General features: G+C 62.9%; 22 protein-coding genes and 1 tRNA gene. 11 read left to right on the top strand and 12 right to left on the bottom strand.

Annotated features, from left to right (window positions below; genetic code table 11):
- The first annotated feature begins 1 nt into the window (after position 1).
- The 5 genes from A3840_RS11010 to A3840_RS10990 all read left to right on the top strand — a co-directional run bounded on the left by A3840_RS11010 (position 2) and on the right by A3840_RS10990 (position 4,460).
- The gene (locus tag A3840_RS11010; RefSeq protein ID WP_067456244.1) at positions 2-445 is read left to right on the top strand and encodes an ExbD/TolR family protein; all 444 of its coding nucleotides are present in this window, start codon (positions 2-4) and stop codon (positions 443-445) included.
- Positions 446-454: 9 nt separating this feature from the next.
- On the top strand, positions 455-1,606 hold the full coding sequence (locus tag A3840_RS19875; RefSeq protein WP_205633368.1) for a hypothetical protein: 1,152 nt from the start codon (positions 455-457) through the stop codon (positions 1,604-1,606).
- 65 nt (positions 1,607-1,671) lie between these two features.
- Entirely contained in the window at positions 1,672-2,982 is a 1,311-nt protein-coding gene (gene tolB, locus A3840_RS11000) for a Tol-Pal system beta propeller repeat protein TolB (protein ID WP_067456238.1), read from the top strand.
- A 216-nt stretch (positions 2,983-3,198) separates the two neighbouring features.
- A complete protein-coding gene (msrB, locus tag A3840_RS10995) occupies positions 3,199-3,675 on the top strand; it encodes a peptide-methionine (R)-S-oxide reductase MsrB (protein ID WP_205633370.1) in 477 nt (158 codons plus the stop codon).
- An 83-nt stretch (positions 3,676-3,758) separates the two neighbouring features.
- Positions 3,759-4,460: a glutamine amidotransferase-related protein gene (locus A3840_RS10990; protein WP_067456232.1), complete on the top strand. Its 702-nt coding sequence runs from the start codon at positions 3,759-3,761 to the stop codon at positions 4,458-4,460.
- A gap of 3 nt (positions 4,461-4,463) precedes the next feature.
- Here the strand turns inward: A3840_RS10990 and yihA are convergent, their stop codons facing one another.
- From yihA to rpmH, 4 genes are all read right to left on the bottom strand, one after another.
- On the bottom strand, positions 4,464-5,108 hold the full coding sequence (yihA, locus tag A3840_RS10985) for a ribosome biogenesis GTP-binding protein YihA/YsxC (protein ID WP_067456228.1): 645 nt from the start codon (positions 5,106-5,108) through the stop codon (positions 4,464-4,466).
- Between the two features lie 64 nt (positions 5,109-5,172).
- Positions 5,173-7,008: a membrane protein insertase YidC gene (gene yidC, locus A3840_RS10980; RefSeq protein ID WP_067456223.1), complete on the bottom strand. Its 1,836-nt coding sequence runs from the start codon at positions 7,006-7,008 to the stop codon at positions 5,173-5,175.
- Positions 7,005-7,412 (bottom strand): ribonuclease P protein component, encoded by a 408-nt coding sequence (rnpA, locus tag A3840_RS10975; protein WP_067456221.1) that lies wholly within the window; start codon positions 7,410-7,412, stop codon positions 7,005-7,007. Before rnpA ends, yidC begins: the two co-directional genes overlap by 4 nt.
- Positions 7,413-7,427: 15 nt before the next feature.
- Complete coding sequence (gene rpmH, locus A3840_RS10970; protein ID WP_046105410.1) at positions 7,428-7,562, bottom strand: 50S ribosomal protein L34; 135 nt, start codon at positions 7,560-7,562, stop codon at positions 7,428-7,430.
- 221 nt (positions 7,563-7,783) lie between these two features.
- Here rpmH and A3840_RS10965 point away from each other — a divergent pair, with 221 nt between their 5' ends.
- The 6 genes from A3840_RS10965 (at position 7,784) to A3840_RS10940 (ending at position 16,581) form a co-directional block, all read left to right on the top strand.
- Positions 7,784-9,226 carry an FAD-dependent oxidoreductase gene (locus A3840_RS10965; protein ID WP_082903814.1) on the top strand — a complete coding sequence of 481 codons (1,443 nt, stop codon included), beginning with the start codon at positions 7,784-7,786 and terminating at the stop codon, positions 9,224-9,226.
- A 103-nt stretch (positions 9,227-9,329) separates the two neighbouring features.
- Positions 9,330-10,757 carry a sensor histidine kinase gene (locus A3840_RS10960; RefSeq protein ID WP_165603170.1) on the top strand — a complete coding sequence of 476 codons (1,428 nt, stop codon included), beginning with the start codon at positions 9,330-9,332 and terminating at the stop codon, positions 10,755-10,757.
- A 125-nt stretch (positions 10,758-10,882) separates the two neighbouring features.
- Positions 10,883-10,959, top strand: a tRNA-Arg gene (locus A3840_RS10955).
- Positions 10,960-11,153: 194 nt separating this feature from the next.
- Positions 11,154-12,872: a site-specific DNA-methyltransferase gene (locus A3840_RS19455; RefSeq protein WP_067456392.1), complete on the top strand. Its 1,719-nt coding sequence runs from the start codon at positions 11,154-11,156 to the stop codon at positions 12,870-12,872.
- Between the two features lie 2 nt (positions 12,873-12,874).
- Entirely contained in the window at positions 12,875-13,933 is a 1,059-nt protein-coding gene (locus A3840_RS10945) for a virulence RhuM family protein (protein WP_067456212.1), read from the top strand.
- Positions 13,930-16,581, top strand: a complete 2,652-nt coding sequence (locus tag A3840_RS10940; protein ID WP_067456209.1) for a DEAD/DEAH box helicase — start codon at positions 13,930-13,932, stop codon at positions 16,579-16,581. The genes A3840_RS10945 and A3840_RS10940 overlap by 4 nt, the downstream gene beginning before the upstream one ends.
- A gap of 262 nt (positions 16,582-16,843) precedes the next feature.
- On the opposite strand, the gene A3840_RS10935 is transcribed toward A3840_RS10940, so the two are convergent.
- From A3840_RS10935 to A3840_RS10910, 8 genes are all read right to left on the bottom strand, one after another.
- Positions 16,844-19,045: a phage/plasmid primase, P4 family gene (locus A3840_RS10935; protein ID WP_165603169.1), complete on the bottom strand. Its 2,202-nt coding sequence runs from the start codon at positions 19,043-19,045 to the stop codon at positions 16,844-16,846.
- A 127-nt stretch (positions 19,046-19,172) separates the two neighbouring features.
- Positions 19,173-19,445, bottom strand: a complete 273-nt coding sequence (locus A3840_RS19450; RefSeq protein ID WP_131798304.1) for a hypothetical protein — start codon at positions 19,443-19,445, stop codon at positions 19,173-19,175.
- Positions 19,442-19,696, bottom strand: a complete 255-nt coding sequence (locus A3840_RS10930; RefSeq protein ID WP_067456207.1) for a hypothetical protein — start codon at positions 19,694-19,696, stop codon at positions 19,442-19,444. The genes A3840_RS19450 and A3840_RS10930 overlap by 4 nt, the downstream gene beginning before the upstream one ends.
- A 17-nt stretch (positions 19,697-19,713) precedes the next feature.
- Positions 19,714-20,043: a hypothetical protein gene (locus A3840_RS10925; protein WP_067456204.1), complete on the bottom strand. Its 330-nt coding sequence runs from the start codon at positions 20,041-20,043 to the stop codon at positions 19,714-19,716.
- Positions 20,030-20,680, bottom strand: coding sequence for a hypothetical protein (locus A3840_RS10920; protein ID WP_131798303.1), 651 nt, complete (start codon positions 20,678-20,680; stop codon positions 20,030-20,032). Before A3840_RS10920 ends, A3840_RS10925 begins: the two co-directional genes overlap by 14 nt.
- Positions 20,677-20,904, bottom strand: a complete 228-nt coding sequence (locus A3840_RS19300) for a helix-turn-helix transcriptional regulator (RefSeq protein WP_109442309.1) — start codon at positions 20,902-20,904, stop codon at positions 20,677-20,679. Before A3840_RS19300 ends, A3840_RS10920 begins: the two co-directional genes overlap by 4 nt.
- A gap of 75 nt (positions 20,905-20,979) precedes the next feature.
- The gene (locus A3840_RS10915) at positions 20,980-21,657 is read right to left on the bottom strand and encodes a hypothetical protein (RefSeq protein ID WP_067456198.1); all 678 of its coding nucleotides are present in this window, start codon (positions 21,655-21,657) and stop codon (positions 20,980-20,982) included.
- Complete coding sequence (locus A3840_RS10910) at positions 21,654-23,003, bottom strand: tyrosine-type recombinase/integrase (protein ID WP_067456195.1); 1,350 nt, start codon at positions 23,001-23,003, stop codon at positions 21,654-21,656. The genes A3840_RS10915 and A3840_RS10910 overlap by 4 nt, the downstream gene beginning before the upstream one ends.
- Positions 23,004-23,143: the final 140 nt, after the last annotated feature.

The following is a 23,143-nucleotide window of genomic DNA, read 5'->3' as shown; positions in this document are numbered from 1 at the left end:
CATGGGCATGGGCGCAGCATCGGGCGGCGGAGGCGGCGGCGGGCGCCGCGGCCGTCGCCGCAGGAAAACCGGGGTCATGAGCGAAATCAACGTGACGCCGATGGTCGACGTCATGCTGGTTCTGCTCATCATCATGATGGTGGCCGCGCCGATGATGACCTCCGGGGTCAGCGTGGATCTGCCGCGGACGGCGGCCGGCGAAATGCCGAGCCAGACGCGGCCGATCACGGTGGCGGTGACGCCGGAAGGCGCCATTTTCATCGACGAAAATCCGGTCGCCGAGGCCCAGCTCGTAACCACGATGGCGGAGCTTGCGACGCCGGAGGACCGCATCTACCTGCGCGGCGACACCACCGCCAATTACGGCACCGTCATGCGCGTCATGGGCATGCTCTCGGCGGCGGGTTACACAAAGATCGGGCTCGTCACCGAGCGCGAGAGATAGGCCGGACTGATGCGTACGGGCCTGACCGTTTCGATCTCCGCTCACGTGCTGCTGCTGGTTCTGGGTCTCATCAACCTGGGATCCACGGAGCCGCTGCAGACGAGCGTGCAATCCATTTCGGTCGATCTCGTGCCCATCGAGGAATATTCCAATATCCGCATGGGCCAGCTCGACAGCGACGTAGTCGAGACCGATACGCCTTCCGTCGTGGATACCGATATTCCGGCCGAACTCGCCCAGCTCACCGGCAATACCACCGAAGACCAGGTCACGCCGTCGCCGGCCGATGTCCCCACGCCCGCCCCGGTGACCGAGACGGCGCCGGCGCCCGAGCAGCAGCCGGACCCCGAACCGGAGCCTGAACCCGAGCCCGAACCGGAACCAGCGCCCGAGCCGGAACCGGCGCCTGAGCCCACCCCGACGCCGCCGGCCTTGCCCGAAACCCGGCCGGCCGACCTGGTGCCCACGCCGGCCCCGGAACCCGAGCCAACGCCGGAGCCCGAGCCGGAGCCTGCCCCCGAGCCCGAGCCGGAACCGGCCCCAGAACCGACACCGGAGCCGGTGCCCGAGCCGACACCCGAACCCGAGACGCCTCCGGCGCCGCAGGTCAATGTCGCCATGCCGACATCGCGGCCCAACGACCTGGCGCAAATCCGCGAGCAGGCGCTGGCCGCCGAGCGCCGCCGCCGCGAGGAGGAGCGGCAGCGCCAGGCCGCCGCCGCGGCCCAGCAGCCGCGCCCCACGCCGTCGACCGCGCCCACGCAGACAGCGGCGGACCAGATCAACAATATCATCAACAACGCGCCCACGACGGGCGGCACGACGGGGCAGGGTGGCTCGACCACGCTGGGCGACACCACCGGCACCTCGGCACGGCTCAGCCAGACGGCCATCGACGGGCTGGTGGCGCGGATCAAGACCTGCTGGAACCTGCTGCCGAGCGATTTCAACAGCGGCATGAACGTCACCCTGCGGGTGTCCATGAACCGCGACGGCAGCGTCAACGGCACGCCGCAGGTCATTGCGGCGGATCCTTCGCCTGCGGGGCAGGGCATCGCCCGGGCGGCGCAGCGCGCGGTGATGCAATGCGGACCCTATTCGATGCTTTCCGCTGACGCCTATGACCAATGGCGCCAGATCGAAGTGGAACTTAGACCCTGACCTTGAATTTGCCTGTTTGCTGGCCAAAGAACGGCCCGAACGGCGAAACTGGAGACCGAACCGAGATGACTCTTGTGAACCGGCGCACTGCGTTGAAACTGGGACTGGCGGGCGGCGCCCTGCTGGCAACTGCCCCGATGTCCCTGGCCCAATTGCGCATCGTGGTGGAAGGAGCCAATTTCCAGCCGCTGCCGATCGCCATCCCCGATTTTGCCTCGTCCGACCCCACTTTCGGGCGCGAGATCGCCGATATCGTGCGCAACAATTTGCGCCGTTCGGGGCTGTTCCTGCCGCTCGATCCGGCTTCGTTGCCCGTGCAGGTTGGCGACGTCAATGCCACGCCGGACTTCAATGTCTGGCGCACGGCCAATGTCGATGGCGTGGTGATGGGCTCGGTGGAGCGGGGCGGGCAGGTCAATGCGTCGGTGCGCGTCTGGGATACCCAGCAGGGCGCGCAGGTGGTCGGCAGCAGCTATTCCACCGATCCCAATTCGGCCCGCCGCATCGCCCATATGGTGTCCGACGCCATCTATTCGCAGCTTTCCGGCGGCACCGGCTATTTCGACACGCGGGTGGTCTATGTCGCCGAAAGCGGGCCCAAGGCCAACCGCACCCGGCGCCTGGCCATCATGGACCAGGACGGCGCCAACGTGAGCTATCTGACCGATGGCTCGTCCATGGCCCTGACGCCGCGTTTTTCGCCCAATGGCGACCTGCTCACCTATATGAATTTCGCCGATGGCAATCCGCAGGTCTATCTGCTGCAATTGTCGACCGGCCGCCAGCAGCGCCTGGCCTCGGTGGGCGCCATGACCTTTGCCCCGCGCTTTTCGCCCGATGGCGGCACCGTGGCCTTTTCGGTGGAGCAGGGCGGCGCGACCAATATCTACGCCGTGTCCACCGGCGGCGGCCAGCCGACCCAGCTCACCTCGGGCGCGGCCATCGATACGGGCCCATCCTATTCGGCCGATGGCAGCCGCATCGTCTTTGAAAGCGATCGCGGCGGGTCCCCGCAGATCTACATGATGGGTGCCGGCGGCGGAAATGCCCAGCGCATCAGCTATGGCCAGGGCAGCTATTCCACCCCTGTCTGGTCGCCCACCGGTGATCTCATCGCCTTTACCCGTCAATCCGGCGGGCAGTTCCATATCGGCATCATGAGCCCGGACGGTTCGGGGGAGCGCCTGCTCTATTCGGGCTATCACGCCGAGGGGCCGACCTGGGCTCCCAATGGCCGCGTCATCATGTTCTTCCAGGATCCGGGCGGCAATGACGGCCCGCGCCTGATGAGCGTCGATATCTGGGGCCGCAGCGTGCAGACGATCCCCACTGAAAGCTATGCCTCCGACCCGGCCTGGTCGGGCCTGCGCAGCTGATTATTGCTTCACGGCCGTTCATCAAGGTCATCCTGGCTTCGCCAGGGTGACCTTTTTATTGCGCCGTGTCCGCTGCAAGCCGTTGCCGCTCCGCGGTCCTCAATACGGCGTGACCGGCTGGACGGTGCCTTGGACTTGTGGTCACGTCCAATATCCGGCGTCGGCTGCTCTATAGCCGGCGACGGAGCCCGATCCGAAGGAGACGGTGTCATGATCCTGTCGCGTCGCGCCCTCCTGGCTGCCGGTGCCCTTGCTGGCCTGGCCACCGCGCTGGGCCTCAACCGGGCGCAGGCCGTGGAAGGCGATTTCCCGTTCAAGCTCAGCGATGCCGAATGGAAGGCCCGGCTGGAGCCGGCCGCCTACCAGGTGCTGCGCCATGAAGATACCGAGCGGGCCTTCACCTCGCCGCTCAACGACGAAAAGCGGGATGGCATCTTTCATTGCGCCGGGTGCGATCAGGCGCTGTTCGAATCCGCAAAGAAATATGACAGCGGTACCGGCTGGCCCAGCTTCTGGGATTTCATCCCCGGGGCCGTCGGCACATCGGTGGACAATTCGCTCTGGATGACCCGGATCGAAGTCCATTGCGCCAATTGCGGCGGCCATCAGGGTCATGTCTTCGAGGACGGGCCGGAGCCGACCGGTCTGCGCTATTGCATCAATGGCGTGGCGCTGCGCTTCGTAGCCGCATAGCTGGGCTGCATGCGACGGGCCGCGCCGGCCTTGCCAAGAATGGCTTGCACCGCCTAATGGGAGGAACGATCAGGTTCTTTCCCATGAAGCTTTCGATTCTCCTTACCGGTGAGGTTCCCGCGCCCTTGCGAGGGCAGTTCGCGTCCTATCCGGTCATGTTCCAGAAGATGTTCGAGAATGCGGGCGGCGATTTCGAGTTCGAGGTCGTTCCAGCCGTGGGCGGTGATCTGCCCGATCCCGCGGGATTGGACGCCATCGTCATCACCGGGTCGGCGGCGGGGGTTTACGACGACCTGCCCTGGCTCGACCCCATGCGGACGTTCATCCGCGGCGCCTATGCGGCGCGGACGCCGATGCTGGGCATCTGTTTCGGGCACCAGATCATGGCCGATGCGCTGGGTGGCGACGTCCGCAAGTCCGAGAAGGGCTGGGGCCTGGGACGGCACACCTATCGCGTCGTCGGGCGCCCGGGCTTCATGGCCGAGGCGCCGGACAGCCTCTCCATCGCCTGTTCGCATCAGGATCAGGTGATCGTGCCACCGACCGAGGCGGAGGTGATCCTGGCCTCCGATTTCACTCCCAATGCGGGACTTGCCTATAGGTCCGGACGGGCGCTGAGCTTTCAGCCGCATCCGGAATTTGCGGACGACTATGCCCTGGCCCTGGCCCAGATGCGGCGCGGCCTGGCTTCCGAGGAAGTGGTCGACAAGGCGGTGCAGTCATTTGCGACACCGTCCGACAGCCTGCTTGTCGGCGGCTATGTCACGCGGTTTTTCGCCCAATAGGGCTCAGCTTTCGAGCAGCAGGGCGATTTCGGTGCGGAGCTGATTGAGGCCGGTGCCCTTCTCGCTCGAGGTCTGGATAATGTCCGGGTGGGCGGCCGGGCGCTTGGCGATGGTCGAGACCGTGCGGGCAAGCGCGCTTTCCAAATCCTTGGCCGAGGGCTTGTCCACCTTGGTGAGCACGACCTGATAGCTCACCGCCGCCCGGTCCAGCTCGTTCATGACGCTGATATCGTTGTCCTTGGGACCATGGCGGCTGTCGACCAGGACATAGACCCGGCGCAGGGTGGCGCGGCCGGTGAGATATTGATGGATGAGCTGGGTCCAGGCCTTGACCTTGGGCTCCGGCGCCTTGGCGAAGCCGTAGCCGGGCATGTCGACGATGCGCAGGTTCTCGCTCTGGCTCTCGAAAATGTTGAGTTCCTGGGTGCGCCCGGGCGTATTGGAGGTGCGTGCCAGCCCGGAAGTACCGCACAGGGCGTTGATGAGGCTGGACTTGCCGACATTGGAGCGGCCGGCAAAGGCGATCTCGATCCGGTCCATGGGCGGCAGGTCGGCAATGCGCACGCAGCCCTTCACAAAGGCGAAGGGCCGCGCGAACAGCAGGCGGCCGCGTTCGACGATATGCGGCGAGTAATCTGGCTGGCTCATGGTCCTACCCCATAAAGATCGGGCCCGCCGGGGAAGGGCGGGCCCATTTTCGTTCGGTTCCGGCTCAGCTCTTGCTGGCTTCGTCCGCCGGCTTGGGCTTGCGGCGGAAGCTGTCGAGGATGTTGCCGAGCAGGTTAACCTCGACGCCATGCCGCTTCATGATGAACCATTGCTGGGCGATCGACAGCGTGTTGTTCCAGGCCCAGTAGATCACCAGACCGGCGGGGAAAGTGCCCAGCATGAAGGTGAAGATCACCGGCATCCAGTTGAAGATCATCGCCTGGGTCGGATCGGGCGGCGGCGGATTGAGGCGCATCTGCACCCACATCGTGATGCCCATGATGACCGGCCAGATGCCCAGATGCAGGAAGGCGCCAAGGATCGGAACGGCGGTCGGGTTCCAGGGGATCAAGCCGAACAGGGTGAAGATATTGGTCGGATCGGGCGCCGCCAAATCCTGAATCCAGCCGAAGAAGGGCGCATGGCGCATCTCGAGCGAGATGAAGATGACGGTATAGAGCGCGAAGAAGACCGGAATCTGGATCAGGATCGGCCAACAGCCGGACAGCGGATTGATCTTTTCCTTGCGGTAAAGCTCCATCATCGCCTGCTGTTGGGCGGGGCGATCATCCTTGAGCCGTTCCTGGATGGCCTTCATTTCCGGCTGCACCCGGCGCATGGCGGCCATGGAGGCGTAGGACCGGTTGGCCAACGGGAAGAAGATGGCCTTGACGATGACGGTCACGGCCAGGACGGCCAGGCCGAAATTGCCCAAAATGCCGTAGAGGGTCACCAGGAGCCAGTGCATGGGCTTGGTGAGGAAGTGGAACCAGCCCCAGTCGATCAGCAGCTCCAGACGGTCGAAGCCGTATTGCTCCTGATAGCCGGTGATGACGCGATCTTCCTTGGCGCCGGCAAAGACATAGGCCTCGTGGCTGACCGAGCCGCCCGCCGGCACGATGACCGGCTGCGTCTCGACATAATTGGACTGGTAGACATGGGTGCCGGCCGGGGCGCTGTAGGCGAAGCGCGCATTGATGGCGGTGCCGGCCTTGGGCAGGACGGCGGTGGCCCAATATTTGTCGGCCATGCCGAGCCAGCCCGTGGTGGCGCTGAAATCCACCTGACGCTCGTTCTGGAGGTCGTGATATTTGCGGGCGACATAATTATTGGTGCCCAGGACCCCGATCGGGCCTTCATGCTGGATGAAGAAGTTCTGCACCTTGGGATCGCCATGACGCACGACGCGGGCGAAGGGGAAGAGGGCGATATCGCCCGAGCCATTGTTCTCGACCGTCTGGGTGACGGTGAAGAGATAATAGTCATCGACCGCGAAGGTCCGGCGGAAGACCAGGCCCTGGCCATTGTCGTAGCGCAGCGTGACCGAATTGTCGGCCGTCAGCGTGGTGGCGTCGCCTTCAACCGTCCAGATCGTCTGGCTGTCGGGCAGGGCGACATTGGAGCCGGCGGCGGCAACCCAGCCCTGTTCGATGAAATAGGCATCGGGCAGGCCGGCGGGCTTGAGCAGGGCGATGATCGGCGAATCGGGCTCGACCGTCTCGCGATATTGCTTGAGCTCCAGGTCGTCGATGCGCGCGCCGGTGAGGCTGATCGACCCTTCGAGATCGAGCGTCGAAATATCGACGCGCTCGCTGGCGGCAATGGCGCTGTCGCGGTCGGCAAAGGTCTGCGGGCCAGTGGCGGCCGGCGCGGCGGTGCCGGCTTCGGCGCCGGCCTGCGGCACGGCGAGCTGCTCGGCCTCTGCCTGCTGTGCGGCACGGATCTCTGCCTGGCGCTGGGCCTGTTCGAGCTGTGGACCGGCAATGAAAAACTGCCAGCCAAACAGCACGAGCATGCTGAGCACCACGGCCAGGATCACATTGCGATTATCAGAATTCATGGTCTCGAGTTCCGTTGGCCGTGGCCGGGACTATTGCGTTTGTCTGGCGCGTTCTGGTCATGCACGCGGGCGATGAGGCCGCTCAAATCGGCGACCATTCTGGCGAAGGGCAGGCTGAGGGCCTCCCGCCGCGCCAGAAGGACATAGTCATGTCCGGGGTGAAAGTCACGCGCGCAAGCTGCCGCAGCCGCCCTGAGGCGCCGTTTCATGCGATTGCGCTCGGGCGCGTTGCCGACTTTCTTGGTGACGGTGAAGCCGATGCCCGGCTCGGTCTGCGGCGCAGGGGCGACCTGCAGCCCAAACGCAGAGCGCCCGGCGCGATTGCCCCGGGCGGCTCTCAGAAATTGCGAGCGCCGCTTCAGGCGGCGCAATGTCGCTTCAGGCTGGGAAAGATCGGCCGTCATCCGGCCAATAATCCCTTAGGCCGACAGCTTCTTGCGGCCGAGGGCACGGCGGCGATTGAGAATCGCGCGGCCGTCCTTGGTGGCCATGCGGGCGCGGAAACCGTGACGACGGGCACGCACGAGCTTGCTGGGCTGGTATGTACGCTTCATAACATCAGACCGCGCTTATGCACGGTTCCTCTTTTTGATACTGCTTGCGCAGAAATGGTGGTGGAGGCGGACAAGCCGCGCCGCCTTCGGGTTGGGGCGTCTATAGGGAAAAGCCGCCGCCAAGTCAACGCGCCTTACCGGCATGAGCGAGACCCGGGCAGCGGTTGTCAAGCGCGGCTTTCCCTCGCATAAGTGCGCAAACCATTCCGGCCCAGGCGACCATGGCTGACCATTCTCGACCCGATCTTTGCGTTGTGGGCGCCGGTGCGCTGGGAATCGCGGTGGCGCGGCATGCCAGGGCGCTGGGCGCGCGGGTGACGCTGGTGGACCGTGGCTTGCCTGAGCCCGGGGACGGCCCCCAGCAGGCGCTGCGGCTTGCCGCCTTGCAGGCCAGCGCGGCGCGCGCCCATGCGCTGCGCCAGGCCGCGGCGTTCGGCATGGCCGGCGTGGAGCCGAAAATCAGCATGAAGGCGGTGCAGGAGCGGGCCGCGGCCTTGGCCGCCGACCAGGCCCCGGCGACGGACCGAAACCGCTTGGCGGCATTGGGCATCGAGGTCGTTGGCGGCGCGACGCGCTTTGTCGACCGGAACAGTCTCATGGTCGGCGACAGGCAGATCCGGCCGCGCAATATGGTCCTGGCCGTGGGAGCTTCGCCCATCGTTCCGGCCGTGCCGGGCCTCGAGCAGATCAATTATTTCACCCCCGACACGATCCTGGGCAATAGCCGCAAGCTGACCCATCTGCTGGTTGTCGGTGGCGGCGCCTCGGCACTGGGCCTGGCGCAGGCTTTCGCCCGGCTAGGTTCGGCGGTGACCCTGGTGCCGCAAGGCACGCTCCTCGCCGGCTGCGATCCCGAACTGGTCTCCATCCTGGCGCGCAGCCTGGCCGCCGAAGGGCTGCGCATTCTCGACGGGGCAAGGCTCAGCGAAATCATACCCAGGGCTCAGGGTATCGGCGCGGTGGCGAACCTCGCCGATGGGCAGCAGGCCGTTCTGGACGTCTCGCATGTGCTGCTGGCGGCGGGAAATGGCGCCGATCTGGACGCCCTCGACGTCGCCGCAGCGCGCCTGCGTCCTTCGGAAGGGCAGGGGAGCCATTATGCGAGGGGGCCGTTGGGGGAGACCGGCAATCGGCGGGTTCGGGTCGTCGGCACAGCCGCAGGGCTGGACGATTGGCCGGCCGCGCTGGCCCATGGCCGGGCCGTGGTCGAAGCCCTGGTGTTGGGCGCGCCTGTGGAAAAACCAGTGTCGCAACCGGTCCTGGTGCCGACCGAGCCGGCCCTGGCGCAGATCGGCGGGCCTGCCGGATTGGGCGGGCCGGCGCGGGCCGGACAGAAGCTGCTGCGCACCAGCCTGGTCGAAAATGAGCAGGCGCGCGCCATGGGCTCGGCCGAAGGGTTGGCCAAGGTGATGACGGCCGCCGACGGCAAAATCCTCGCGGCCGGCTTTGTCGGGCCTGGCGCGGCGGAAATGGCCGCCTTCATGACGCTCGCCATGGAAAAGAACATCGCGCTCGACAGGCTCGCCCGCCTGTCGCTGCCGCGTCCGAGCCTGCTGGCCGCGGTGGTGGCGCTGGGCGAGGCGGCCGCGGCGGCACGGCCGGGGCCGCCAGGAAACCGGCGTCTAGCTGCGGCGCGGCAGCTGCTTTCGTTCTGGCGGCGATGATCTGCCGTCCTGCTGCTGCGTATCCTCGATAGCGCATGACCAAAGCGCTTTCTCCGGCCATGGGGGCTGACGCCAAAGGCGCGCCTGACATATGATCGAGGCGATGAAAGACCAGATCCCAGCCATCAACAGCCGGTTTTCCGGTCTGTCCAGCAAGCTGATCATCACCATTATCGGGGTGATCATGCTGGTCGAGATCGTCATCTATCTGCCCTCGCTCGCCTCCTTCCGCACCACCTGGCTCGAAGACCGGCTGCGCGTCGGCATCGTGGCGGCGCGCGTGCTGGACGCCGTGCCCGATGTCATGGCGCTGCCGCGCGAGCTGACCGATCGATTGCTGCTGTCGGCGGGGGCCGATGCCATCGTCTATCGGCGGGAGGGCCAGAGCCAGCTCATCGAGTTGACCGAGCCGGTGACGCCGGAGCGGGCCGTGACCGCCGATTTGCGGCAGCGGGACCTGCCCAGCCAGATCGCCGGGGCACTGGACACCTTGCTGGCCGGCCCCGGCCGCACCCTGCGAATCGTGGGGGAGGGCGACATGAACGAAAGCCTGCTCGAGCTCCTGATGCCCGAGGAACCGCTGCGCCGGGAGATGATCGATTATTCGCGCAGTATCGTGCTGGTCTCGCTCGGCATCGCGGCGGTGACCGCCTTTGCGCTCTATATGCTGGTGAGTACGCTGTTCATCGATCCGGTGCTGCGCCTGACCGCCAATATGCTGGCCTTCCGCAAGGCGCCCGAAAACGGCGCGCTGATCCTCAACCCGTCGCTGCGCCGCGACGAGATCGGTATTCTCGAGCGGGAATTGGCGGCCATGGAAAGCGAATTGTTCGCCATGTTGCGCCAGCGGCGGCATCTGGCCGATCTCGGCCTGGCCGTGGCCAAGATCAATCACGATCTGCGCAATACGCTGACCGCGGCGCAATTGCTCTCCGACCAGGTGGCTACGCTCGACGACCCCAAGGTGCAGCGGCTGGCGCCCCGGCTGGTCATGACCCTGGACAAGGCCATCGGCTTTGCCCAATCGGTGCTCGACTATGGCCGGGAGGCGGCCAAGCCACCGCAATTTACCCCCATTCCGCTGCGGGCCCTGGTGGAGGATGCCGGGTTCGAGGCGCGGGTCACCAATAATCCGCTCATCGCCTTCGACAATCTGGTTCCAGAGGATTTCCAGATCGTGGGCGATGCCGGGCAGATCGGGCGGTTGCTGGTCAACCTACTCAAGAATGCCCGCGAGGCGCTGGAAACCGTGCCCGGCGAGGGGCAGGACCGGCTCATTTCGGTGACCGCCGAAGCGCAGGCCGAGAACGCCGTCATTTCCGTTATCGACAATGGACCGGGCCTGCCCCCGCGCGCCCGCGAAAATCTCTTCGTCGCCTTCGAGGGCTCGGTACGGTCCGGTGGCACGGGGCTGGGCCTGGCAATCGCGCGCGAGATTGCCGAGGCGCATGGCGGCCGGCTGGAGCTGGGGGAAACCGCCACTGGCACGCGCTTCGATATCACGCTGCCGCTCCAGCAAACGATCGCCTGATCTTCCCCCGGAAAATCTCACCGGGCCGCTTGCAATGGTCCCGACACCCATGTATGGGTTGCCGCGCTTCAGGAGAAGACGGTTTCAAGTCCGCTCCCTGCAAGCCCGCCGCATCGTCGGCCTGCGCGCCCGTAGCTCAGCTGGATAGAGCACCAGACTACGAATCTGGGGGTCAGAGGTTCGAATCCTTTCGGGCGCGCCATTTTTCTTCAGCAAAATCAGAGACTTGCCAAGGCGTGATTTGCGCGCGATAGTGCTCACGTCGCGCTGAATCGCCACGGAGTCGCCACCGCGAAGCAAATCGTCCCCGTTGGGCAGCTTCCACTTCCCCGGCATTCGCCTGTGGTCAGGTCAGGCCGTGGCGGTTATGAGATGGAAGACTCGGGGGCGCTACACATGCCAACACTGGACTGGATCGGCAAGAAGGCCGTGGTGAATCATCACCGCGATGTGTCCTATCGGTTGATCCATTGCGACAAGGACAAGAGCGTCGGCGACCCGGACGCGGGCAACCTTCTCGTGCAGGGGGATAACCTTGAAGCGCTAAAGGCGCTGTTGCCGTATTACGCGGGTAAGGTGAAGTGCATCTACATCGACCCGCCGTACAACACGGGCAATGAGGGGTGGGTCTACAACGACAACGTGAACTCGCCGGAAATCAAGGCGTGGCTCGGCTCTGTGGTGGGCAAGGAAGCCGAAGACCTGTCACGCCACGACAAGTGGCTTTGCATGATGTATCCGCGCCTGCGGTTGCTGAAGGAGTTCTTAACCGGAGATGGCGTGATTTTCATCAGCATTGATGACAACGAACTTCATGCTCTCATTATGCTATGTGATGAAATCTTAAATGGTCGGAACTGGGTTGGAACTATCGTCTGGAAAAATGCGACGGATAACAATCCGACCAACATCTCGATTGAGCACGAATATATAGTGTGCTTCGCTCGCGACAAAACGAAGCTTCCGAAGGAATGGAAATCCAGTGCTTCTCCGGTTCGTGAAAAAATTCAGGAGAAAGCTGCGCAATTAATCGCAGAGCATGAAGGCGATTTGCTTGGGCTGAAGTCGGCCTATTCGGACTGGTTTCGAGAGAATAAGCCCTATCTTTGGCCGTTTCAGGAGTACGACGAGATAGACACAGATGGTGTCTTCACCGGGAGCCGCAGCGTCCACAACCCCGGCAAAGAGGGATATTTTTACGATATCCCGCACCCACGGACCGGAAAGCCATGCAAGATGCCCTTAATGGGGTACAGATTTCCAGAAGAAACATTCTTGGAGTTGAAAGCGAAAGATCGCATAATCTACGGAAAAGACGAAAACAAAATTATTGAGCTAAAGCTTTATATAAATGAATATAAGTCTAAACTTCCAAGTATCTATGAGCTGGATGGCAGGAGAGGAGCGAACGAACTTCGTTCAATGTTTCCTGATGCCAAAAGGACATTCAATAATCCGAAGCCAATTGAACTAATTTCGGAGCTAATATCTTTTGTCACCAGTGGTGATGACATTGTCATGGATGCATTTGCAGGCTCGGGCACAACAGGGCACTCCGTTCTGGATCAAAATAGTAAGGACTCTAGTGATCGTCGGTTTGTCGTTGTCGAGATGGATGCCGGGATTGCATCCGATATTACCGCCAAGAGACTGAAGAAGGCGGTCGAAGGATACGAGAGGACCGGTCGGAACGGGAGCAAAACAAGCATTCCGCCGCTAGGCGGTGGCTTTCGCTTCTGCACGCTCGGCGAACCGCTGTTTGACGCCGACGGCAATGTAAGCCCGGCCGTCACCTATCCCGATCTCGCCGCCCACGTCTTCTTCTGTGAGACGGGCTCGCCCATCCCGCGCCGGGCCGATGGTTCCTCGCCGTTGATCGGCACGTTTCAGGGCCGGGCGATCTATCTGTTGCACTCGGCGGACGCCATCGGCGTCGCCAGCGCTAATGCCGGCAACGTGCTAACAGCCGCCATGCTGGACAGCCTGCCCATGCCTGAGCCTGATTTCGCGGGCGCGCGGGTGGTCTATGCCGAAGGTTGCACCGTGCCCGATGACCGGCTTTCGCGCCACGGCGTCACCTTCAAGCAAATCCCCTATCAGATAGAGGGGCTTTGACCATGGCCGACAAGCCGACGCCGCGCGAGGGCGAAATCCTGCTTTATACCGGCACGGAAGGCGATATCCGGGTCGAGGTGCTGTTCGAGGACGACAGTTTCTGGCTCACGCAAAAGCGCATGGGCGAACTCTTTGAGGTGACGGTCCCGACAATCAGCTATCACCTGAAGGAGATTTTTGAGTCCGGCGAACTGGTGCGGGAGCGAACGGTTCGAAAATTTCTAACAGTTCAAACTGAAGGCAGCCGCGAGGTGGCTCGCGAAGTCGAGTTCTACAATCTCGACGCCATCATTGCCGTCGGCTACCGCGTCAATAGCCGGCAGGCGACGCAATTCCGAATATGGGCCACATCGGTCCTGCGGGAATACATTGTCAAGGGCTTCGCGCTCGACGACGAACGGCTGAAACTCAATCGGCGGCTTGGCAAGGACTATTTCGACGAACTCCTTGAACGCATCCGCGAGATTCGGGCGAGCGAGCGCCGGTTCTACCTCAAGATCACCGATATCTACGAACAGTGCAGCATCGACTACAGCAAGGACGCGGAAGTCACACAAACCTTTTTCAGAACCGTGCAGAACAAGCTGCATTGGGCGATCACCGGCCAGACGGCGGCCGAAATTATCAAGGATCGCGCCGACGCCTCGAAACCGAACATGGGGCTTCAGACATGGAAGAACGCGCCCGACGGCAAAATCCTGAAATCGGACGTTTCCATCGCTAAGAACTACATGCGCGAGGAAGAGATGAAGGCGTTGGAGCGCGTCGTCTCCATGTATCTCGACTATGCCGAGAACCAAGCGGCGCGGCAGATTCCCATGCGCATGACCGATTGGGTCGGCAAGCTCGACGCCTTTCTCACTTTCAATGAGTACGAAATCCTGAAGGACGCCGGGCGGGTTTCCCATGCGGTCGCGAAAGCCTTGGCAGAGAAGGAATATGATGTTTACCGGCCGATTCAAGATCGCGCCTTCGAAAGCGATTTCGAGCGCGAGGCTACACGAGCGATAGAGAAGGCCAAATCTAGCCGACCACGGAAGCGGAAGGAGGGCGAGGAATGAGCCTGCCCCTCTTCAAGCTCAAGGACTATCAGGTCCAGACACTCGCCAGCCTGCGGCGATTTCTCGAAAAGGCGGTGGAGCTAAACGACGCCGACACGGCCTTCTACGCCGTCACCAAGCGGCCGTTTACGCCACCGCCAAACCTTCCGGGCCTGCCATATGTGTGCCTGCGCATACCGACCGGGGGCGGCAAGACAATCCTCGCCGCACATTCGGTGGAGGTCGCGGCCGACAGCTTCCTACGCACCGATGCACCAACGGTCCTATGGCTCGTGCCGTCGCAGACGATCCGCGACCAAACGCTTGCGACATTGCAGGACCGTGCGCATCCGAACCGCCGGGCGCTTGCCGAGCGGTTCGGCGAGAATGTCCGGATCATGGGCATCACCGATGCGCTCTACGCCAAGCGGGCCGACTATGACGGCGGTGCGGTGGTGATCGTGTCTACGATCCAAGCCTTCCGCGTGGAAGAGACCGAAGGCCGCAAGGTCTATGAGGCCAACGGCGAACTCATGGACCATTTCAGCGGCCTCGCCGACGGCTTGCGCGATAAGCTCGAAACCGGCCCGTCCGGCGACCCGCTGCCGTCGCTCGCCAACGTGCTGCGGCTACGCCGGCCGATGGTGATCGTCGATGAAGCCCACAATGCGCGGACGAACCTTTCTTTCGATACGCTCGCCCGTCTCAGCCCCTCGCTCATTGTCGAGTTCACGGCAACGCCGGTGACGCCCGACGAAGCCAATCCGACGAAAGGCATCTACGCTTCCAACGTGCTGCACCATGTCTCGGCCGCCGAACTCAAGGCCGCCGACATGATAAAGCTGCCGGTCATCCTGCGCGGGCGGCCGGAACCGAAGGACACGATTGGCGACGCTATCGCGTGGCTGGACGAACTCGTCTCGCTAGCCACCGCCGAAGAGGGCGAGACCGGCGAGTTCGTGCGGCCGGTCATGCTCGTGCAGGCTGAGCAAAGATCGAAGGACAGGCCGACCCTTCATGCCGAAGAGGTCAAGAAGCTGTTGATGGAAGATTTCCGGGTGCCGGAAGAGCATATCGCGATTGCCACCGGCGACGCGCGCGAAATTGACGGCGTGGATCTGTTCGACCGGGATTGCAAAATCCGCTTCATCATCACGCAACAGGCGCTTCGCGAGGGGTGGGATTGCTCCTTCGCCTATGTCCTGTGTTCGGTCGCCGAACAGAAATCGCCGCGCGCGGTCGAACAACTACTCGGCCGCGTGCTTCGCCTGCCGCACGCCACGCGAAAGAAGCGCGAGGAATTGAACCGCGCCTATGCCTTCGCCACCACCACGAGTTTCCAGAACGCCGCGAATACGCTTCGCGACGGGCTCGTGAACAATGGTTTCGAGCGGGTCGAGGCCAAGGCGCTCGTGCGCGTCGCTCAGGATACAATCGAGGGCTTGGAAAAAGGCGGCTCGGCTTTCGTCTTCGAAGAGCCCATGCCGGAAGGAACGGACGCCGTAGCGCTCAAGGCGAATATCGAGAACGCCACCGGCGGCCGCGTCGAGGTCGATGTCGAAAAGGGCACGATCCGGGCGCGCGGCGCGCTTACCGACTATGACCGCACCGCCCTGTTGCTCGCGATGCCCGAAGCCGCCGCGACGGCGGTGGAAGCGCTCGTGCACAGGTCGCGCGGCGCGCGGCTGAAGCCCGCCGATGTCGAACAGGACGCGGTGCATTTCGCGGTTCCGAGATTAGGCGTGCGCTCGGCCGCCGGCCTCCAGCTTTTCGACCGGGCTCATTATCTCGATATCCCGTGGAAGCTGGAAGACAGCGATCCGGCTCCCGTCCTGGACTTCTTCGCGCCACCGAAACCGGGGGCCGATGAAGCCCATGTGGACGTGGACACGGGCGGTCACGTAACGCTGGCCTTCGTCACCGACCTGCACGAGCAATTGGCGCTCGCCCTACAGGAGAAGGGCTGGACCAAGAATGCGCTCGTGAATTGGCTCGACCGGCGACTGCCGTTTTCGTCGCGCCGCGATATCACCCGCGTTTCATCGACCCTGTTCATCGCCAAGGCGCTGGACGTGATTGACGCCAAGTTCGGCCTCGGCATCGAAGGGCTGGCGCGCGCCAAGTTCCGGCTCGTGGAAGCGCTCGTGAAGGTCATCGCCAAGCACCGCGACACGCGCGAGGCGACGGCATTCGAGCGCGCGCTTATCCCGCAAAGCGGCCTCGATTTCGAGACGAGCGCCGATGTCGAACTCGTGTTCGACGAAAGCCGCTACGGCTACAATTCGCCTTACCGGGGCGGCACCGATTTTCGGAAGCACCTGTTCCGCGTCATCGGCGACATGGAAACGAGCGGCGAGGAATATGAATGCGCCGTCTATCTGGAACGCCATAGGGACGTGAAGGCATGGGTGCGCAACACCGCTCGGCAGCCGCATTCCTTCTGGCTGCAAACGGCGTCCGACAAGTTCTATCCGGATTTCGTGGCGCTGTTGAACGATGGCCGCGTGCTCGTGGTCGAATACAAGGGCGGCTATATCTCGACCGCCGCCGACGCCAAGGAAAAGCGGCTCGTGGGCGATCTATGGGCGGACCGTTCGAACGGCCGTTGCCTGTTCTTGATGATAGAGAACAAGGAGTTCACCCGCATCGACCGCGCTATCAGTGGGTAGGCAACCGCCGGTCGTCAACGGACAACAGGGTCGCTTAGCTACCTTACGGGTGGGGCGTCATACCGGGGCCAGCGCTGAGCCCCGGTATAGGACAATTTTCCTGCTTGTCCGCAAATCATCATCTCATTTTTCTGGTCGCCAACTCCCGGTTGCGGGACAAGTGGGGCATGTGCTCCGCATAGAGCGCTACATGCGCGCGCGCGTAAGGCGATAAAATCGGAAGACATGCCCCACTTGTCCCAAACAACGCAAAATCAATGGGTTAGATAAATCGCTCGTCGTCACCTTTCGCATCGGCGCGCACGCGCAAGCCCTTGAAGCCACGGTTGCGGGTCGGGCCGACCTTCTTGGCCGAAACGAATCCACGTTGAGAAAGCGTCTCTGGGAAGGTGCGCATCTTGCTTCCGGGGTCTTCACCAAGGCCGTGAGCGTAGCTCTGCCATGACCGCCAAAGCTCTTCAGTCGTGTCTGCGAACTGTGGGCCGACCTCGCAACAGTCCTCCATCCACTGCTTGAACGTATCCTGTTCGTCGAAATAGGCGTTGGTGGCTTCTTCCACGACGGCAGGGCGGACCAAACCGTTTTCCTGCCAGTCGAGACAACCCACGATCAACCACGACAGGATTCCCGGCCATTCCACCTTCAACTTCTCTGGCAAGTCGGTATCCTTTTGCTCGGGCGGATGATCGAACGGCAAGATGATGAAGCGGCGCTTGACCGCACCGTCAACGTCCCTCAGGGCGGGCCGGTTATTGCCGAACACGGTGAGCTTGAACTCGGGCAGGAACGTGAACTCGTCTTGCCGCATGAAGCGCGCCTTAAGAGTGTCGCCGCCGGTCAGGAGCTTGATCCGGTTTTCGGCCCACGCGCGCCCCTTCTCTGTCTCCGATGCCCAAACCATACGCGCGCCACGAAGCGCGGCGATCTCGGTCGGATGGCGGTCATATTTCGAGGCGGTGAGAACTTCCATGGCGACTGGCGTGCCGTACTCACCCAAGAGCTTGCCGATTGTCTCTACGGCCGTGCTCTTGCCGGAACCGCCCGGACCATACGGAAACAACAGCGCATGTTCCTTGATCTCGCCGGTAAGGCTGTAGCCGCCCCATTGCTGAAACAATCGGATCGCCCCAGCGTCGCCGGCCAGTGCTTCGTCGAGGAATTTCAACCAACGGGGGCAATCGCGCTCAGGCTTGAACTTGTCGAGCGGAATCGGCGCGACCGCTGTCACCTTGGAGATAAAATCCTCCGGTCGGCCCGGCCGAAGCTCGCCAGTCACAAGCTCGACAGTTCCTCCGGGCGTGCCGAGAAGCATCTTGCCAAGATTCCACACGTCGGACGTGACGGAAAATTCGCGAACAGTCCTAGCGCCGCGCTCCACCGCCTCCCATGTGGGGACGCGCTTCAACGCTCTGACAAGCGCGCCGTCTTCCTCTCCTTCCGCCATTGCCAGCGACGATTCGCGGGCGAAGTGGTGGGCGAGCTTGGTGTTGTCGCGCCGCCAGCAGTTCCCGTCGTATTGGAACCATTTTCCTGCGTCGTGATCGAACTTCAGTTCGTCGGCATGGCTGGCGGTAAACGCGCGGATCACGCCATCTTCGTTCAACTCGAAACCGTCGAGCGTCGAGTCCTTCTCGGCAGGTTCGGGCTGTTTCTCCCATGCGCGATTAATCGCCCGGTCGCCCTCTTTGGCAACATGGGCAGATGCCGCGTCGTCATCGGGAATCGCTTCCTCGAAATCCTCGCGCGTGCCGCCCGCCCGCTTGATGTAGCCAGCGAGTCGGAAAAGTGCGCCGGAACCGGACTTGTCACGTTCGGCCGGTTTTCCACGTTTCCAGTCCGGCCCGCCCTCGAATATGAGCCACAACAGCGGCGCGAGGCCAATCACGCCAAGGTCGTCGTTGGTCGCGACAAGTTCGCAGATGTTGGCGTCTTGCCCGTAGCCGATACCGGTCACGGCGAAATAGCGATTAGAAAGGTGCAGGGCGACTTCCTTGCCTTTGCCGGGCGACCACGATTTGCCGTGCGCCGTCTTGCCGTCCTGCGTCCGGCCAAGCGCCTTACGCACTATCGGCATGTGCACGGTGCGGATGCGAAAATAGAGCTTCACACCGTTGCCGCTCGGCGAGATTTCGGGGTATGCGGTCGCAAAGCGCTGCACGATCTCTGCGGCGTGCGGTGCCAACACGCCGGTTTTCGAGAGGCAGGCGTCAAGGTCTATGCCGATTAGGGACGTTCCGTCACCAAGGTCGGCAAACATGACGCCGACGCCACCCTTGCCCTTCTTGGCGACGATCTTTGCCCCGATCTCTGCTTTGGATCGTACGGCCCATGTGGCCGGGTCGTCAGACTTGGCGTCGTGACCGCGATTGTTCGGGTCACGCGGAACCTTTGTCGCGTTACCATTGCGCATGACCTGCTTCCAGTAGACCCAGATCGGTAGGTCTGCGAGGCTGGTCAGGCTCACGGAATCGCCTTGCCCATCATGGGCGTTTGTGGTATCAGAATGCCACATCCCTGAGTCCTCTGCTTGGGTATGAAAACCATTTGTTCGAAGTGAGCGCCCGCCGGTTTCGTCCCCGGCGGGCACTTCTTTATTGTGCAGGTGAGAGGTGATCGAACAGGAATGCCCGAACGGCCGAGCGGCGCTCGGCGGGCACCAAGGCTGGATTGATCAAGATGAGAGGACGGCCATTCCGGAACACGATTTTTCCATCTTCGGCGGCCGCAGCGCCGGTCATTTTCGCGACCCGCGTTCGCCCCTTGGCCTCAGCCATTGCATAGGCGCGAGCAGTCGTCCGTGACATACCCGCTCCCCGCAATTCGGCCGTGCGCCGTCGCCGCCATTCTTGGTCAAATGCGGTCATTTCACCCGGCCGTAAATCGACCGCATGTCGGCGAGGAAAGCGGCGTCGGCCGAGTCGGCCAAGACCGCACAGCCGAGCCGGGAATACTCGGCGGCCTCTTCGGCCGTCGCCTCAAAAGTCGAGCCGTTGGCGATGGTCTCGGATATAGGCTGATACTTCAAATTCCCGTTGGCGTCGGTCTGTCCGGTGGTCTCGTAGCCGACGGCCCGCACAATTTGCGACGTAGCAATCAGGGTGATTTTCTCGTTCATTGTATTCTCTCCTTTGCTTAGCGACCAACGCGCTGCACGAGCGCCGGAACTTCGATCACGCCCTGCGGCGCGAGGACGTAGTGACGGTCGAATCCGTGATCGGTTGCCACAATGAAACCGGCACAAGAATCAGGATTGGATTCGAACATCCGCCTGATCCTGCCAATGTCCCGCGTGGCGAGGCCCCACCCACCGCGACCCGGACCGGCTTCCGCCGAGACGGGAACGAAAGTCGCACCCGAGCGCACGCACGGCCAGACACGAGCACCGGCCGCGACCGCCATTTCGGCGGCAGCGATACGCGGGGTGCCCGGCGCAATCTCAAGCAGGGTCTCAATCGTCTTCATTATCATCTCCTTCAATCTCGGCGGTCCAATCCTCCGCCAATCGTAGGGCGGCCTGATCCACGGCCGCCGGCCAATCCGACGGCGACCATCGCGCGAGCGCGCGCATCGCCTCGCCGGCAATCCAAGCGCCGTTGATGAGGTCGCCGTGCCGGGAGGGATCGTAGGAAAAGCGATTTCCGGCGAGCCGATGCCGCAGAAAATCGGCGGCAATCAACCGTGCGAGCGGCAATGCGAGTTTCGGAATGTCAGCGCTGATCTCGGCAAGCGCCTCGCGCTGAATCTCGGCCGACGCCAGTATCGCGGCATCGGCAATACGCGTCTCGATGTCCGGAAGAGAACACCGCGCCTCTTCTGCCTTTCGGCGGGCAATATCGGCAGCGCCACGATGGGCGACGACTTTCCGCAGAAGGTCGCCATGACGCCGGTCGAGGCGGCGCGCACCGGGAGCCTCATACCCTGCGTATGCGGCCTCAGCCTCACGTTCGGCGATCTCAGATTTGATTTTGTCGGCCTCTACGGCAAAACGGTCGGCTTCATTCTCGGCGGTTTCGCCCCGGGCTTCGATTTCGGCCACGGTCGCGAGGCAAGCGGCTTTCCGTGCGGCGAGCACGCGCAACTCCGTAAAAGCGGCGCTCATTCTGCACCACCTGTGCGATGAGCCGCCGCCCACGCCTCAAGATCAACCAGACGGTAGCGGATTGCCCTGCCGATCTTGATATAGGGCGGACCATCGGCATCGCCGAAGAAGCGTTTCTTTTCCAAAAACGAGCGCGAAACACTCAGACGCCGAGCGGCCTCGGGAGTATTTACGAGCAACGGCGGAGAGGGATTGATTTCCAAAGCAACCTCCATTTTGGTCATGGAGGGAGGCTGCCGGATTTAGATGGCGCTATCGACGGACATGCAAATTTGCACGTTCAAAGTCGATTTGCACGTTCACAGCTTCAGGATGCCGTCGGTGATCCAGTCGTAAATCGTGCGAGGCCCCACATACGTGCCGGACCAACTGTTTCTAATCCTACGAATGATTTCGGCCTTCCATGGCTTCTCACCACGCATGAGATTGGGTGGAAATTGGCCATCGACCATCAAGTCGGCGATCACGGCGCGAGCGTGAGCGACCATCGCAGCCCGAAACTGTTCGTGTCGCTCTCTTGTTTTCATGTTGCGTACGGCAATCCCCTCGGACGCCCGCCGCCGCTTTTCTTCTTGCTCCCTTAGGTCATCCGGTAGCCCTCTCCGGCACTCTGGGTCATCCAGCGCATAAAGCAGCCACGGGATTATGAGACCGGCGTCGTACGCCGCCTTGATCGCTTCGGGTGGCTTCATTGTAGCTAGTCCAAGCCCTGCCGTGGCCTCGATGCGTTGCTGCATCTCGGCGTCGTCTAGGTCTCTATCGTCGGGCTCTGCGGCGATCCGGGGTAGTAGCCACCAACCGCCTTTGCGAATATCTCCGGTGAGTTCCGGATCGAGCCCGGCGAGAAGCAGGTGCGACTCGTATGGAGTCCAGCTTGGCCGAGCAAGCCAATCGCGCAAGCGCTCCCGCCGGCGGTCTTCCATTGTCAACTTGGTGACAGGGCTGCCGCATAGACCGCTGATTACGTCATCCGTCATGCCCGTCTCCGCTCGTCGAAGCTCACGACGTTGCCGTGCAGTACGCCTGCAATCGTCTCAGCCGTGGCGTTGGCCGCGCGCCGGAGCGGATCGCTCGCGAGATGCGCATAGCGCTGCGTGGTCTTCACGTCGGCATGGCCGAGCAGCCCGCCTAGCAACGGCAGCCCCACGCCACCCCCAACCGCAAAGCTAGCGAAGGAGTGTCGAAGATCGTGAATCCGCAAGCCTGAAAGTCCGGCCCGGCGAGTCACGAGCGCCCACGGCTTTTTCAGGTCGTGGCGGGGTTGTTCCTCGGCCGTGCCAGCGCTTTCGCTGGCAATGACGAAGCTCCCGACGCGGGGCAGGCTTTCAAGGATTTCCACCGCCGGAGCCGACAAGAGCACGGTTTTACGGCCGGTCTTGCTATCGGGCAGGAACAGCGCGCCCCGTTCTAGGTCAACGTCGGCCCACCGCAGATTGAGGATTTCCCGGAGCCGAGCGCCTGTGAAGATCAAGAGCCGGAGCGCCGCGACGACGTGCGGGGTCAGCATCGTCGAGCGATTCTGCTTAGGAGTGTGCTTCGCCTTCGGTTTGGTCTCGTCAACTTCCCACGGGATGCCCACCGTCTCGGCCTCGTGAAGCGCCGCGCCAAGGCGTGCCAGTTCTTCGCTTGTCAAATAGCGCTCGCGCGCTTGCTCGCGGAACTTCTCAATCCCCAACGCTGGGTTACGATGCCCGTCGGGCAGCAAGCCCGCGTCGGCGGCCCAATTAAAGGCGGCCGACAGAAGCGCGACCACGCGATTAGCGACATACGTTCCGCCGCGTGGGGTTACTCGGGAGGCACGCGGCTTCGCCTCGGCCTTGCGCTTCTGCTTGCCCTTGGTGGCAACGGCCTCGTGCAGCCGGGCGACCTCCTGCTTGGTGACTGCAAGCGCCCGCTTCGTGCCGAGCGCCGGAATAATGTGCGTGTCTATTATCTGCCGATAGAGCGCGGCCGTGCTCCCCTTGCGCTTCGTGTCAACGTGCCGCCGAAGCCATGCGTCCAAGATTTCTTTCACCGTCTCGGCCCGGCGTTCCTCGGCGCGCTCGGCAGCCGGGTCCTTGCCCTTGCGAACGTCGGCAAGCATGTCCTTGGCTGCCCGGCGAGCCGTTTCCGGCGTCATCGTTTCAGGATCGCCGATAACAAGCCGCCTCTTCGACACGCCGCGACCGCCCGCGCCGGGGCGGTATTCAAGAATCCATGAGCGCGCACCGCTCGGCCGCACGAGCAACCCGAAGCCCCTCACGTCCGTGTCAAAGAACGTAGTCGGTCTCGCTGCCGGTTTAATCGCGGCAAGTGTGCGGCGGCCAATCTTGATTGTCGGCATGTCTGCTTCCTATCCCGGCTTCGGTGGCGACTCGGAAGCCGGAATCGCCACCGAGTCGCCACCGTGAACTGAAACGTCAAGATAGAGGCTGAATGTTGAGATAGCAATATACAAACAAAATCAGTTGGTTAATGAAACTC

Origin of the sequence: Devosia elaeis, from assembly GCF_001650025.1 — a bacterium.
Lineage (GTDB): Bacteria > Pseudomonadota > Alphaproteobacteria > Rhizobiales > Devosiaceae > Devosia > Devosia elaeis.
This window is presented reverse-complemented; position numbering and strand designations above follow the sequence as displayed.